Raw genomic sequence first — 13,533 nt, forward strand, 5'->3', positions numbered from 1 at the left:
CTGAAAGGTGGTCGGGTATAAGTCAGGAGGCCTGGCGGCCCTGGAAACGCTCCAGCAGGTCCACCGGATCGTCGGAGATGTGCAGCGCGTCCCGGTAGTGCCCGCGTAAGAAGCCCTGCTCCTCCATCCGCTCCAGCAGGGTGATCAGCGGCTCGAAATAACCCGCGACGTCCAGCAGACCGACCGGTTTGCGGTGGATCCCCAGGCCCGCCCAGGTCCAGATCTCGAAGAACTCCTCCAACGTGCCCGGACCGCCGGGCAGCGTCAGGAACGCATCCGACAGCTGCGCCATCAGCGCCTTGCGCTCGTGCATGTCGGCGACCACATGCTGCTCGGTGAGGCTCTGGTGGGCCAACTCCTTGCGCATCAGCGCCCGCGGGATCACCCCGAACGCCTCACCACCGGCCTCCAACACCGCGTCGGCGACCGTGCCCATCAGGCCGACGCTGGCACCGCCGTACACCAGCCCGATGCCGCGCTCGGCGAGCAGCGTGCCGAGTTTGCGGGCGCCCTGGGTGTACTCCTCCGACCGGCCGCTGCTTGATCCACAGAAGACACAGATGCGCACGCCACCGAGCATACGGATTCACGCCCGCGGAAAGGGGCTTCACTTCGGCGCCACCCACCCCACCCGTACGCTGATCGGGTGGCAACGACCGCCGCCGAGGCGGCAGCACCAGAGCGGCCCCCGGCCCGCGTGCACAGGCTGCTGCGCTGGTGGCGGCCGGTGGCCGCGCTCACGGCCGGACTGCTGCTCTACGCAAGCTTCCCACCGAGATCACTCTGGTGGCTGGCTCCCGTGGGTTTCGCCCTTCTCGGTCTCGCCCTGCACGGCCGCCGCGCCCGCACCGGCTTCGGCTACGGGCTGCTGACGGGCCTCGGGTTCTTCCTGCCGCTGCTGTGGTGGGTCGGCACCTACGTCGGCATCCACGCCTCCCTCGCCCTGGGCGCCCTGCAGGCGCTGTTCGTCGGCGCCGCGGGCGCGGGCATCGCCGCCACCAGCAGGCTGCCCGGCGCCCCGGTGTTCGCCGCCGCCCTGTGGGTGGCGGGAGAGGCGCTCCGCGGCCGCATCCCGTTCCGCGGCTTCCCCTGGGGCAAGATCGCCTTCGGCCAGCCCGAGGGCGCGTTCCTGCCGCTGGCCTCCGTCGGCGGGGTCGCGTTGCTCGGTTTCGCGGTCGCCCTCACCGGCTTCGGCCTGGCCGCCGCGATCCACGCCCCGCGCACCGCCCGCGGCCTGGTGTTGCCCGCCGCGGCCGTCCTGCTGCCGCTGGCCGCCGCGCTCGCCGTACCCATGGCGGCCTCGGGGGGCCCGACCGTCACCGCCGCCGTGGTGCAGGGCAACGTGCCCCGGATGGGCCTGGAGTTCAACGCCCAACGGCGAGCCGTGCTGGACAACCACGCCCGCCGCACCGAGCAACTCGCCGCCGACGTCGCCGCGGGCACGGTGCCGCAGCCTCAACTGGTGATCTGGCCGGAGAACTCCGTCGACATCGACCCCTACCGCAACCCCGACGCCGCCGCGGCCATCGACCGCGCCGCCAAGGCCGTCAAGGCCCCCATCGCCGTCGGCGCGGTCCTCGCCCCCCAACTGCTCAGCGACAAGGGGCCGGTGCAGAAGACCCGCAACACCGTCATCCTCTGGGACCCCGACCGCGGACCCACCGACACCTACACCAAGCGCCACCTCCAGCCCTTCGGCGAAGTGATCCCGATGCGCGAGGTGGTGCGGATCTTCAGCCCCGAGGTGGACCGGGTCACCTGGGAGTTCCAGCCCGGTGACAAACCCGGCGTATTGCGCATGGGGCCGGCCGTGGTGGGGGTCGCGACCTGCTACGAAGTAGCCTTCGACTACATCGTGAGCGACGTCGTGGCCGGTGGCGCCCAGCTGCTCGCGGTACCCACCAACAATGCCACCTTCGGGTTCACCGAGATGACCTACCAGCAGCAGGCCATGTCCCGGGTGCGTGCCGTCGAGCACGACCGGACAGTGCTGATCTCCGCGACCAGCGGGGTGAGCGCGATCATCCAACCGGATGGCCGAGTCACCCAGCGCACCGCGCTGTTCACCCCCGACGCACTGGTCGCGCAGGTGCCGCTGAGGACGACCACTACGCTGGCCACACGGCTGGGCGCAACACCTGAATGGGCGATTGTTGCCCTCGGTCTGGCCGGTCTGGTCTTCGGCGCCGTGCGACGCAGGGTCCCCGGAACGCCACCGCCAGCAGGACAGTAGGAGGAAGTAGCAGCATGTCGGACAAGCGGGACACCAGCGGCGATCACCTGGCCGAGCTGGGTCAGGTCTTGGTGGTGATCCCGACGTACAACGAGCGGGACAACCTCGAGCCGATCATCAAGCGGCTGCACGCGGCACTGCCCGCCGTGCACACCCTGGTGGTGGACGACGGCAGCCCCGACGGCACCGGTGAACTCGCGGACACACTGGCCTCGGCCGACGACCGCGTCCACGTCATGCACCGCACCGAGAAGGCCGGGCTGGGCGCGGCCTACATCGCGGGCTTCAACTGGGCGCTGGAGCGCGACTACGGCGTCATCGTGGAGATGGACGCCGACGGCTCGCACGCGCCCGAGGACCTGCCGCGGCTGCTGGACGCGGTCACGCCGGGCGGCGGGGGAGCGGACCTGGTGATCGGCTCCCGGTACGTGCCCGGCGGCAAGGTGGTCAACTGGCCGCTCAAGCGCCTGGTGCTCTCCCGCGGCGCGAGCCTGTACTGCAAGATCCTGCTTGGCGCCGGGATCAACGACATCACGGCGGGCTTTCGCGCCTACAAGGCCGAGGTGCTGCGCGCGATCAACCTGGCCGAGGTGGAGTCGCAGGGCTACTGCTTCCAGATCGACCTGGCCTGGCGTTCCGTGCGGGCCGGTTACCGTGCCGTGGAGGTGCCGATCACGTTCACCGAGCGGGAGATCGGCGTGTCCAAGATGCACGGCAGCATCGTCCGCGAGGCGATCCTCAACGTCGCCCAGTGGGGCCTGCGGCACCGCGCCAACCAGGTCGGCAGGCTCTTCGGCCGCAAGTGAGGCTCGCCGCGGCCCGGCACCGGCCCACCGGTGTGGCCTAGCATTGGCCTGTCCTTCGCAAGATCACCTCTGGAGTGCATTAATGACGTCTGTCCTGCTCACGACCAACCACGGCGACATCACGCTGGAACTGGACGCCGACAAGGCGCCCAAGTCGGTCGAGAACTTCGTGAACTATGTGAAGGCAGGCCACTACGACGGCACGGTCTTCCACCGTGTCATCCCCAACTTCATGGTGCAGGGCGGTGGTTTCGCGCCCGGCATGAAGCAGAAGCCCACCCAGGCGCCGATTCAGAACGAGGCCGCCAACGGCCTGCGCAACCGCCACTACACCGTCGCGATGGCCCGCACCAGCGACCCGCACTCGGCGACGGCCCAGTTCTTCATCAACACCTCCGACAACGACTTCCTGGACCACACCTCGCCCAGTCCCTCGGGCTGGGGTTACGCCGTCTTCGGCAAGGTCACCGCGGGCACCGAGGTGGTGGACAAGATCGCCGCCGTCAAGACCGGCAACAAGGGCGGCCACCAGGACGTCCCCGTCGAGGACGTCGTCATCGAAAAGGCCACCCTGGCCTGACCCCGTTCCCCGGGGTGAGCCTGCCTCCACCCAGGAAGCGCGCTCACCCCGGAAAACGGTCCCTCCCCGCCGCGGAGTAGCGCAGCGGGTTTCAGCCGTGGATGTAGCGGCTGCGCCTCTATCGGCACCGCCGGGGTTTGACCCACAGCTCCGCTAGTGGACCGACGCTGCCGTGGCGTCGTCGTGCCTGTTCCACGGCATTCCGCTGCGCGCACGGCCCTGAACTCAGGTGCCGGTTCCTCCTCCCACATTGGAACAACCCGCCAGAGGCGTGGCAGACAAACCCCGCACCGAGCGCGGGATGACCAAGGTCGCGTGGGCATCGACGAGATCGCGGCTGATCTGCTAGATCGATGCAACATCAGCGTCGCACTTGATCTGCCTGCCCGGCCGCAGCATTCGCCGCCCAAAGATGATCTGTGGGTCAGCGCAACCCCGGCGGTGCCGTCTGTTCGGCGAGGGCTGGTGGTCTTGCCCGCTCGGCGTCGCGTCCTGCCGCGAAAGCGCGACACGCCTGTCGGCCGGCGTTGCCCACGATCCGCCCCACCACCTGCCAGGCTCGATTTGGGGGCGTCCAGGCTCGAAAACACCCTGGGCCGTCATCACGTCGTCCTAGGGGTGCATGATGTCGCCGCAGGACGACATCATGACCGCGCAGGGGAGCGCGGCGATGCGGCGGGTATGCGAGATCAGGTGAAACAGGCGACGGCCGCCCGGCTGGGGGTCCCGGGCGGCCGTCTGGTCTGTGGTGCGTCAGGCTGTGCGGCTGCTGCGGCCGCGGATCTGCTCCAACCTCTCGGTGAGCAGCTCCTCCAGCTCCGGAATGGTGCGCCGCTCCAGCAACATGTCCCAGTGGGTACGCGGGGACTTGGTCTTCTTCTGCTCCGGCTCGCTGCCGTCGATCATCTTGGACTCGGTGCCGTGCAGGCGGCAGTCCCAGTTGGTCGGCAGCTCGGCGTCGTCGGAGAAGAGGACCTCGAAGTCGTGGCCCTTGGGGCAGGCGTATTGCACGGACCGGCGCGGCGCGAGGTCGTGGTTCCGATCGGTCTCGTAGCTGATCGCTCCGAGCCGGCTACCACGCAGAACGCGGTCGGCCATGGCTGAGTCCTTTCGCTCGGCTCGGGGCTTGCAGCCCCGGAGTTTCGCTTACCGAGTGCAACGATCGTGGCGGGATCGTTGTTCCCGGGTTGTCCCTGTTGGTCGCTTTCGGTGAGCTCGTTCACGCCTCAACCATGAGCTCCCAACTAGGGGATGCAATCGCGGCAAGTTCGTGACGCGTTATCGGCCTGGTAACCAGCAACCACACCCGTTCGGCCTAGTATCGAAGCATAGCGTTGTCAGTTCGGGTGCGGGATACCCTGTATTCAGCTATTGCGAACCTGCCCCACCTAGGTTAACAGGAGTAACCACCTGTTCGCGGTAACCGACGGTAGCGAAAGTCTGGCCTACGGTCAGACACTCTACGTATCGGTAACCTGGGGTGCAGTGTTGATCACCCTGTGGATGGACAACGGGCTCAATAGCGACAGGTAGTCTGCCTACCCCACGCTCGGGGTAGTGACCAAAAGCACCCTGCGTTAAACCCGAGTTTGATCTCGATTCAATATCGATCATGCTGCCTCTAGGGTGAGCATGTGCACGCAGAAGCCCTCGCCTTCGCCGGTGTCGCCGCCCTCGTAACGATCAGTCCTGGCCCCGACAGTCTGCTGATCCTGCGCACCGCCGCGACCGCCAATCGGCGTACGGGTTTCCTGGCGTGGGCGGGTGCCTGCACCGGGTGCGTGGTGTGGGCGGTGGCCACCGCGGTGGGCCTGTCCGCGCTGCTGCACGCCTCGGAACTCGGCTACCAGGTGTTGCGTATCGGCGGCGCGGTGTACCTGGTGTGGATGGGGGCGCGGGCGATCTGGGACAGCCGGTCCGCGGCCGCTGTCGAGACGTCGGCCACACCCGGCGGGGGCGCCACGTTCGGGACGGGCTTGGCGACCAACCTGCTCAACCCGAAGGTGGGGTTGTTCTACCTCAGTCTGCTGCCGCAGTTCATTCCCGCGGGCTTCGATGTGCTCGGCGGTTCGCTGCTGCTGGTCGGCATCCACCTGGCGGAGAGCGCGGTCTGGGCGTGCGTGCTGGTCTTCGGCGCGCACGCGATCCGTCATCGCCTGGCCCGCCCGAGGATCCGAGCATGGCTGGAGCGCGTCACCGGCGGCGTGTTCATCGCCTTCGGCGCCAAGGTCGCCGCCGACTCCTGATTTTCGCCAGACGCCCGCGCCGCGGCGGCTTCGGTCCCGGAAAGCCCATCATGTCGCCCCGCGGCGTCATGATGTCGCCCCAGGAGAGCATGGTGTCGTCCTGGGAGGTTTTCGGGTCGAGGCGCCCCCGAATCGAAGCCTAGTGCGGGGCGACGGTGTCGGTGTGGTCCGCAACGCCCGGGCTCCGGGTCGCACCGAGATCGCGGGCCGCCGGGTTCCGCGCCGTGCCCTGGCGGGAAGGTCAGCCGGCTTTGGGTGTCGGCGGTGTGGCGGCGATTGCGCAGGCCGTTGGCGGACCCTGCTCCGGATCGGCGCCGATCGTGCGCAGCCCGGCGTCCATGATCCGCAGCCGCCTGTCCGCCTGGTCGGGCCGGGGGACGGGTGGTCAGAGGATGGCGGGTTCGGGGTTGCCCGCCTCGCGGATGGCGCGGCGGACCGGGACCAGCGAGACCAGGATGATCCCGACGATGAAGAACGCCGACAGGGCCACGATGCCCAGGCGGAAGGAACCGGTGGCCTGGCCGATGCCCGCGAACACCAGGGGGCCCAGCCACGAGGTGGAGCGTTCGCCGATCTCGTAGAGGGAGAAGTACTGGGCTTCGCGGCCGGTGGGGACCATCTGGCTGAACAGGGAACGCGACAGGGCGTTCGTGCCGCCCAGGACCAGGCCGATGCCGACAGCCACGCCGTAGAACTGGTATTCCTCGCCGACCTCGAGGAAGTAGGCGAAGCAGATCACGGCGATCCAGACGACCAGGCTGATCAGAATCGTCTTCTTCGCGCCGAGACGCTTGGCGATCGCGCCGTGCAGCAGGCCACCGAAGAACGCGATGAACTGCACGATCAGGATGGTCGCGATCAACACGTCCTGGGGCAGCTTCAGCTCCAGGCTGCCGTACTGGGCGGCGACCTGGGTCACCGTGGTGATGCCGTCGGTGTAGACGAGGTAGGCGCCGAGGAAGCCCAGCGTCAACGGAAACGCCTTCGCGCCGCGCAGCGTCCGCCCCAGTTCACCGAAGCCGCCGCGCAACAGCGAACCCTCCCGGACCTCCCGCGGACCGCGGTGGCGATACAGGCGGCGCAGCGGGACCAGGGTGAAACCCGCCCACCAGATGCCGGTGAGCAGGAAGCACAGCCGCACCGCCTCGCTTTCGGCCAGCCCCAACGCGTCGTGGGCCACAAACAGCACCAGTTGACCCGCCAGCAGCGAACCGGAGCCCAGGTAACCGAACGCCCAACCCCACGCCGAGACCCTGTCCCGCTCATCCGGGCCCGCGATCTCGGGCAGCACCGAGTAGTACACGACGATCGAGGCCGCATAGCCGGTGTTCGCCAGGATCAGCAGCAGCGCGCCGAGCTCCCAATCGGTACCGGTGATCAACGCCATCAGCATGGTGCCCGCGGAACCGATGAAGGCGAAGAGCCCCAACAGGAAACGCTTGTTCTGGGTGCGGTCGGCGATCGCGCCGGTGATCGGCAGCACCAACACCAGCAACACGGTCGCGATCGACAGCAGGTAGCCCCACAGCGACCCGGCGGGGAAGTACACGCCGAACAGCGAGATGTCGCAGCCCACCAAGGCGCTGTCGGCGCACGGGGTGGGGCCGTTGCGGGCGGTGTCGAGCTTGGCGTCCTGCTGGGCCGCCGAGGTCAGATACAGCGCCATGAACACGGTGATGATCGAGGTGGGGAACACCGAGTTCGCCCAGTCGTACCAGGCCCAGCCCCGCTGCTCGCGCCGCCGCTGCGCCTCATCCGGCGCCTGCTGCCGATCCACATCGTCCATGGGCTAGCTCCCCGACTCCCGCACCCACCGTGATCCGGGCGGACTGTAGCGCCTCCACGCAGCGATTACGGGCACGGGATGGCCGCGAAGTCGATATTCGAGTAGTACTACTCAGCGCTGGAGAGCTCGGCCCACTGCTTGCGGCCGCGCAGCACCTCCCGCAGCACGTCGGGCCGGTCGGTCACCACCCCGTCCACCCCGACATCCAGCAGCGCGGTCATCTCCTCGGCCGCATCGACGGTCCACACATGCACCTCGATGCCCAACCGGTGCGCGGCCCGCACCGTCCGCGGCTGCACGACCGTCAGCGACCCCCGCCGCACCGGCACCTGCGCCAGCGTGCCCGCGATACCGCCCCGCCACGGCAGGGCGGGCAGCCACGCCGACGCCCACCACAGGCCCGCCGACCGCGGCCCCATCGACGTCAGCAGCGCCGGGCCCGCCAGCCTGCGCAGCCGCGCCAGCCTGCGCTCGCTGAACGAGGCAAGGCACACCCGGTCGAAGGCGTTCATCCGGCGCAGAGCCGCCAGCGTCGGCTCGACCGCCGAATCGGCCTTGACGTCGATGTTGAGCAGCACCGACGGCAACTCCTCCAGCACGTCCTCGAGCCTGCTGATCGGCTCCCGCCCGGCGATCTTCGCGCCTCTCACCGCCGACCACGGCTGCGCGGCCACCGCACCCGCCCCGTCGGTGGTGCGGTCCAACTCGGCGTCGTGGTGCACCACCACCACACCGTCGGCGGTGGCGTGCACATCGGTCTCCACGTACCGGAAGCCCTCCTCCACGGCACGCCGGAACGCCGCCAGCGAGTTCTCCATGCCCGCCAACTCACCGATATGCCAACCGCGGTGCGCGAACGCCCGGGGATAAGGCCCGGCCAGATAGGGGTGCGTCACCGGGACCACTGGTCTGCCGACGGAACTCACCCGCCCAGTTTGTCATCCCGCGATAACACGCGAGTGGATATTCGATGACCGCCACCCTGCCAGTTGCCGACATCCCACCCGGCGTGCCTGCATCGCCCGGCGCGGCGGCGACGATAGCGTCACGCCATGCAGGTGACGTCCAACGGCGCCGCCCTCAGCCGGGGCAAGCCCCGACTGTGCGGCTGGTGCGGCCGCAGACTGCCCGACGAGGGCAAGGTCGGGCGCCGCCGCCAGTACTGCGGCCAGCCATGCAGGCAACGCGCCTACGAGCGGCGATCCGCCATCGCCCGCGGGGGGCTGCCCGAAGACGCCGTCGTGCTGTCCTCCGCCGAACTCGCCGACCTGCAGGACCGGCTGTTCCAGCTGCGGTGCGCCGCCGAGGACGTGGCCACCGCCGTCGACGACGGCGCCGACGGCCACGAGTTGCGCCAAATGGCCCTGCAGGTGGCGGCAGCGGCCCAAGGGCTGGAGAAAGTACGCTGATTTCGCAATTAACGTGTTAGCCCTGGATTGTTTGTCGTTCATTAGGCCAAAATGGGTAAAACGCCGGTCCGATCGGGTGGGTGGGCATGACTCACCTGGCCAACCGTGCGTTAATCGGCTGCTGGTTTGCCAGCCAGCCTGCGCAGGCGTGATCACGACGCCGGCAGCAAGGAGGAGCGGGTGACCGAAGACGGTGCTCTGCACCGAAAAGTACTGCGCCTGGCGGACGTCGGGTTCGGCCTCACCGACGACACTGGCAAGCTCCGCTGGGTCAACCAGTCGATGGCGGAGTTGCTCGGCCTCCCCGCCGAGCAGGCGATCGGCCATTCGCTTCCCGCGTTGCTCCCCGGCGTCCCCGAACTTCCCGACCGCGACATCGCCGTGGTCTCCCCACCCGTCCACGAGCACAACCACCGGTGGCTGGAGATCAGCTGCACCGCCATGGACGGCGAACTGCTCTACCGCGCCGTGGACGTCACCGCCTGGCGCGACCGCGAACTCGAAGTCGCCCAGGAGACCTACGCGCTGCGCCGGGCACAGGTGCTGGGCCGGATGGGCAACTGGGAATGGTTCATCGCCGACGACAGGGTCGTCTGGTCGGACGCCCTGATCGAGATGTTCGGCCTGCCCTACGACGTCGAACTGGACTACGCCAAATACGCCTCCTTCGTCCACCCCGACGACTTGCGCAAGCTGGAAAGCTCAGTACGGCGCGCCATCCGCACCGGCGACCGCTTCCACTACGTGCACCGCGGAGTCCTCGCCGACGGCAACAGCGAACGTGTCTTCGAATGCTTCGGCGAGGTGATCCGCGATGAGCACGGCCGCCCCGAGCGCCTGGTCGGCACCCTGCACGACATCACCCAGGTCCACCACGTCCAGACCGAGCTGCGCAAGATGGCCGAGGAGGACCCGCTCACCGGGCTGCCCAACCGCCGCGCGCTCACCCGGGAACTGGAGCGTCAGCTCGCCTCCTGCTCCGACGGCGCCCTGCTGCTGCTGGACCTGGACAACTTCAAAGACGTCAACGACCTGCGCGGGCACGCCGTCGGCGACCGCGTCATGCGCACCCTGGCAGGCACCCTCCTGGGCGAGCTGACCGAGGGCAACATGATCGGCAGGCTGGGCGGCGACGAGTTCGCCGTCGTGCTGCCCGGCGTGAGCATCTGCGAGGCCGAGGTCGTCGGCCGCAAGCTGGGCGCCGCGATCGAGGGTCTGCCCGTCGTGGCGGGCGGAGCGGCCACCCGCATGACGGTCAGCATCGGCCTGGCGCCGTTCTCCAGCGGCACCGGCTGGGAAACCGTCCTCGCCAACGCCGACCTCGCCCTCTACGCCTCCAAAAACGCGGGCCGCAACCGCGTCACCGTCTACGACCCCGCCCACTACGCCGACACCGCCAAACGCGTCTCCGTGCTCGACCGCGTTCGCTTCGCCCTGGAACGCGGCGGACTGAACCTGCACGCCATGCCCATGGTCAACCTCCACACCGGCGCCACCCTCGGCTACGAACTGCTGCTGCGCCTCGAGGACGGCCAACAGCCACCGTGCAGCCCCGGCGAATTCCTGCCCGCCGCCGAACGCACCGACCTCGTCCTGGCCATCGACCGGTGGGTGCTCGAGCAGGCCATCGACGCCCTCACCGACCCCGGCGCCCCCGACCTGTGGTTCAACGTCAACGTCTCCGGCCGCACCCTGGAAGACGTCGACTTCGGCGACTTCGTCCTCGACCGCCTCCGCTCCAGCGGCGTCGCCCCCGGCCGCCTCGGCCTGGAAATCACCGAAACCGCCGCCATGACCAACCTCGACGCCGCCCGCACCCTGTCCCTGCAACTGCGCTCGGCGGGCTGCCGCATCGCCCTGGACGACTTCGGCTCCGGCTTCGGCTCCTTCGTCCACCTCAAACACCTGCCCATCACCGGCCTGAAGATCGACGGAGAATTCGTCCGCGGCATCGACAGCAGCACCCGCGATGCCGTACTCGTCCGCGGCATCATGGAAATCGCCCGTGGTCTAGGCCTTTCGGCCGTGGCCGAATGGGTGGAGCGGCCCTCCCAGGTCGACGCACTCGCCCGCCTCGGAGTCCGTGTCGCCCAAGGCTTCTACCTCGGCAAACCCCGCCCACTGCGGACCCTGCTGATGCGCGCGGACGACACCGTCTAACCCGACTTGACCATGGCGCGACCACCCCCGCGCGCCCTACTGTCGTGCATTCGTCAGCACTCCATCGCACGGCAGGGGAATGATCATGGGGTTCGACGTGTTGGTGCCTCGACCGGTGACCGCGGAGCCGACACCCGGCCGCTGCACCCTCGACAGCACGAGCACCCTCGCCTTCGACCAGACCACCGCCCGCGCAGCGGCCTGGCTGCGCCGCGAGGTCGGCGCCGCCACCGGACTCCCGCTGGAGAGCGCCGCGGATGCCAGCATCGCCTTCCGCCGCGGCGACACCCCCGCCGAGGGCTACCGCATCACCATCACCCCCGAACGCACCCTGGTGGAAGCCGCCGACGAACCCGGCGCCCTGTACGCCGCCCAGACCCTGCGTCAACTCCTCGGCCCCGACGCCTACCGCGCCAGCCCCATCGGCAAAGGCCCGTGGGAGCTGCCCTGCGGCCGCATCGCCGACCAGCCCCGCTTCGGCTGGCGCGGCGCCCTGCTCGACGTCGCCCGCCACTTCATGCCCAAGGCGGGCGTGCTGCGCTTCATCGACCTGCTCGCCATGCACAAACTCAACGTGCTGCACCTGCACCTCACCGACGACCAGGGCTGGCGCATCGAAATCCCCGACTACCCCCGCCTCACCGAGATCGGCGCCTGGCGCGCGGGTTCACTCATGGGCACCGGCCCCGAAGGCACCCCCGACCACGACGGACGACCCCACGGCGGCTACTACACCTCCGACGACCTCCGCGAGATCGTCACCTACGCCCACCACCGCGGGATCACCGTCGTCCCCGAAATCGACGTGCCCGGCCACAGCCAGGCCGCCATCGCCGCCTACCCCGAACTCGGCAACCTCGGCGAACAACTCCCGGTGCTGACCTGGTGGGGCGTGAGCCACAACATCCTCAACGTCACCGACCACACCCTCGACTTCTACCGCCGCGTCCTCGACCACATCGTGCAGATCTTTCCCTCACCGCTGATCTGCCTCGGCGGCGACGAGGTCCCCACCACCCAATGGCGCACCGACCCCCGCGCCCAGCAACGCATGCGTGACCTCGGCCTCACCACCGAACGGCAACTGCACGGCTGGTTCGTCGCCCAACTCGGCGAGCACCTGCGCAAACTCGGCCGCCGCGCCATCGCCTGGGACGACCTGATCGACGCAGGCCCCCTGGCCGAAGGCACCGTGCTCGCCTCCTGGCGCGGCGAACAGGCAGGCGTGGTCGCCGCGGGCGAAGGCCACGACGTGATCATGTGCCCCGAGCAGCACGTCTACCTCGACCACCGCGCCGCCGACCACCCCGACGAACCCATCCCCGTCGGGTTCCTCACCACCGTGGACTCCGTCTACAGCTACGAACCCATCCCCGCGGGCATGCCCACCGACACGGCCCCGCGGGTGCTGGGCACCCAGGCCCACGTGTGGACCGAGCACCTGCACGACGCGCGCCGCGTCGACTACGCCGCCTTCCCCCGCCTGTCCGCCTTCGCCGAAGTCGCCTGGAGCCCCCAGCACACCCGCGACCTGACCGACTTCCACCGCCGCCTCACCGACCACCACCTACCCCGCCTCGACGCCCTCGCCGTCGAATACCGCCCCCTCGACGGCCCCCACCCCTGGCAGACCCGCCCGACCATGCCCGGCAGGCCCCGCGATTAGTAGCAGGCCCGCCGAACTCTGCCTGTGTGGGCTACATGCAGCAGCTAGAGCGTGGGGGAGTGTTTGCGGGACACTCTCCGCCATGAGTTGGCGCATGGTGTTCCTGGATCGGCCTCCGCTGAAGATCCCGGTTGCCCTGGGACTGTCCGATAGGGCCGATCACTACACCGACCTGCCCCCGACTCCACCCGGCATCGACGGGCTACCCGTGCCCAACACCGTCGAAGACATCCGCAAACTTCTCCCGCCGTCTCTGCACCCCATCCTGATCGAAGCCGCGACTACCTCGGAAGCCGAGGATCTGCTGCACGTCGTGCGTGCCTGGGGCTTTTTCGTCCTGGAACTGCACGACTCCGAGTCGCAGCGCGTCATCCGCGCCGTGGAAGAGGGCCGCGACGACGAACTCGATCCCCAGCCGTACGAGCCCATGTCCGAGGAAGAGCGCGCGGCCGCGCTTGCAGAGCCGGTGACCAAGTGCTGGTGCGACCGCGAGTTTGAAAACGGTCGCGAGGTGATCTGGATACAGGAGGAGGATGGCAATGACCTACAGCATCCGCTGGGAACCGGAGCCACAGAAGGTGTTGAGTGGCGCGACACCAGCCATGCGGTCCGAGATTGAGGCTGATGTGGGGCGGCGCGCGGTGTTC

General features: G+C 69.0%; 12 protein-coding genes. 8 read left to right on the forward strand and 4 right to left on the reverse strand.

What is annotated here, in order from left to right; translation table 11 throughout:
- Positions 1-22 precede the first annotated feature (22 nt).
- Positions 23-568, reverse strand: a complete 546-nt coding sequence (locus ACU6XJ_RS24750; protein WP_476316376.1) for an LOG family protein — start codon at positions 566-568, stop codon at positions 23-25.
- Between the two features lie 78 nt (positions 569-646).
- Here ACU6XJ_RS24750 and lnt point away from each other — a divergent pair, with 78 nt between their 5' ends.
- The 3 genes from lnt to ACU6XJ_RS24765 all read left to right on the forward strand — a co-directional run bounded on the left by lnt (position 647) and on the right by ACU6XJ_RS24765 (position 3,619).
- Positions 647-2,233 carry an apolipoprotein N-acyltransferase gene (lnt, locus tag ACU6XJ_RS24755; RefSeq protein ID WP_476316379.1) on the forward strand — a complete coding sequence of 529 codons (1,587 nt, stop codon included), beginning with the start codon at positions 647-649 and terminating at the stop codon, positions 2,231-2,233.
- A 14-nt stretch (positions 2,234-2,247) separates the two neighbouring features.
- Entirely contained in the window at positions 2,248-3,039 is a 792-nt protein-coding gene (locus ACU6XJ_RS24760) for a polyprenol monophosphomannose synthase (RefSeq protein WP_476316382.1), read from the forward strand.
- 82 nt (positions 3,040-3,121) lie between these two features.
- The gene (locus ACU6XJ_RS24765) at positions 3,122-3,619 is read left to right on the forward strand and encodes a peptidylprolyl isomerase (RefSeq protein WP_476316384.1); all 498 of its coding nucleotides are present in this window, start codon (positions 3,122-3,124) and stop codon (positions 3,617-3,619) included.
- A gap of 753 nt (positions 3,620-4,372) precedes the next feature.
- Here the strand turns inward: ACU6XJ_RS24765 and ACU6XJ_RS24770 are convergent.
- Complete coding sequence (locus tag ACU6XJ_RS24770) at positions 4,373-4,717, reverse strand: RNA polymerase-binding protein RbpA (protein ID WP_476316386.1); 345 nt, start codon at positions 4,715-4,717, stop codon at positions 4,373-4,375.
- A gap of 536 nt (positions 4,718-5,253) precedes the next feature.
- On the opposite strand from ACU6XJ_RS24770, the gene ACU6XJ_RS24775 reads away from it, so the two are divergent.
- Positions 5,254-5,865: a LysE family translocator gene (locus ACU6XJ_RS24775; RefSeq protein ID WP_476316389.1), complete on the forward strand. Its 612-nt coding sequence runs from the start codon at positions 5,254-5,256 to the stop codon at positions 5,863-5,865.
- Between the two features lie 385 nt (positions 5,866-6,250).
- On the opposite strand, the gene ACU6XJ_RS24780 is transcribed toward ACU6XJ_RS24775, so the two are convergent.
- Both ACU6XJ_RS24780 and ACU6XJ_RS24785 read right to left on the reverse strand, forming a co-directional pair.
- Positions 6,251-7,651 (reverse strand): MFS transporter, encoded by a 1,401-nt coding sequence (locus tag ACU6XJ_RS24780; protein WP_476316392.1) that lies wholly within the window; start codon positions 7,649-7,651, stop codon positions 6,251-6,253.
- Positions 7,652-7,758: 107 nt separating this feature from the next.
- Entirely contained in the window at positions 7,759-8,577 is an 819-nt protein-coding gene (locus tag ACU6XJ_RS24785) for a glycerophosphodiester phosphodiesterase family protein (RefSeq protein WP_476316395.1), read from the reverse strand.
- 126 nt (positions 8,578-8,703) lie between these two features.
- Between ACU6XJ_RS24785 and ACU6XJ_RS24790 the strand changes: the two genes are divergently transcribed.
- The 4 genes from ACU6XJ_RS24790 to ACU6XJ_RS24805 all read left to right on the forward strand — a co-directional run bounded on the left by ACU6XJ_RS24790 (position 8,704) and on the right by ACU6XJ_RS24805 (position 13,505).
- Positions 8,704-9,060 carry a hypothetical protein gene (locus ACU6XJ_RS24790; RefSeq protein ID WP_476316398.1) on the forward strand — a complete coding sequence of 119 codons (357 nt, stop codon included), beginning with the start codon at positions 8,704-8,706 and terminating at the stop codon, positions 9,058-9,060.
- A gap of 180 nt (positions 9,061-9,240) precedes the next feature.
- Entirely contained in the window at positions 9,241-11,220 is a 1,980-nt protein-coding gene (locus ACU6XJ_RS24795) for a putative bifunctional diguanylate cyclase/phosphodiesterase (RefSeq protein WP_476316400.1), read from the forward strand.
- A gap of 85 nt (positions 11,221-11,305) precedes the next feature.
- Positions 11,306-12,886, forward strand: a complete 1,581-nt coding sequence (locus ACU6XJ_RS24800) for a beta-N-acetylhexosaminidase (RefSeq protein ID WP_476316402.1) — start codon at positions 11,306-11,308, stop codon at positions 12,884-12,886.
- Between the two features lie 82 nt (positions 12,887-12,968).
- The gene (locus ACU6XJ_RS24805; protein WP_476316404.1) at positions 12,969-13,505 is read left to right on the forward strand and encodes a hypothetical protein; all 537 of its coding nucleotides are present in this window, start codon (positions 12,969-12,971) and stop codon (positions 13,503-13,505) included.
- Positions 13,506-13,533: the final 28 nt, after the last annotated feature.

The organism is Actinorectispora metalli, from assembly GCF_056323685.1.

Excerpts from the sequence above, each read along its gene's own strand:
- ACU6XJ_RS24765 (WP_476316384.1), top strand. The coding sequence starts at position 3,122 with ATGACGTCTGTCCTGCTCACGACCAACCACGGCGACATCACGCTGGAA.
- ACU6XJ_RS24780 (WP_476316392.1), bottom strand. The coding sequence starts at position 7,651 with ATGGACGATGTGGATCGGCAGCAGGCGCCGGATGAGGCGCAGCGGCGG.
- ACU6XJ_RS24800 (WP_476316402.1), top strand. The coding sequence starts at position 11,306 with ATGGGGTTCGACGTGTTGGTGCCTCGACCGGTGACCGCGGAGCCGACA.
- ACU6XJ_RS24760 (WP_476316382.1), top strand. The coding sequence starts at position 2,248 with ATGTCGGACAAGCGGGACACCAGCGGCGATCACCTGGCCGAGCTGGGT.
- ACU6XJ_RS24770 (WP_476316386.1), bottom strand. The coding sequence starts at position 4,717 with ATGGCCGACCGCGTTCTGCGTGGTAGCCGGCTCGGAGCGATCAGCTAC.
- ACU6XJ_RS24805 (WP_476316404.1), top strand. The coding sequence starts at position 12,969 with ATGAGTTGGCGCATGGTGTTCCTGGATCGGCCTCCGCTGAAGATCCCG.
- ACU6XJ_RS24790 (WP_476316398.1), top strand. The coding sequence starts at position 8,704 with ATGCAGGTGACGTCCAACGGCGCCGCCCTCAGCCGGGGCAAGCCCCGA.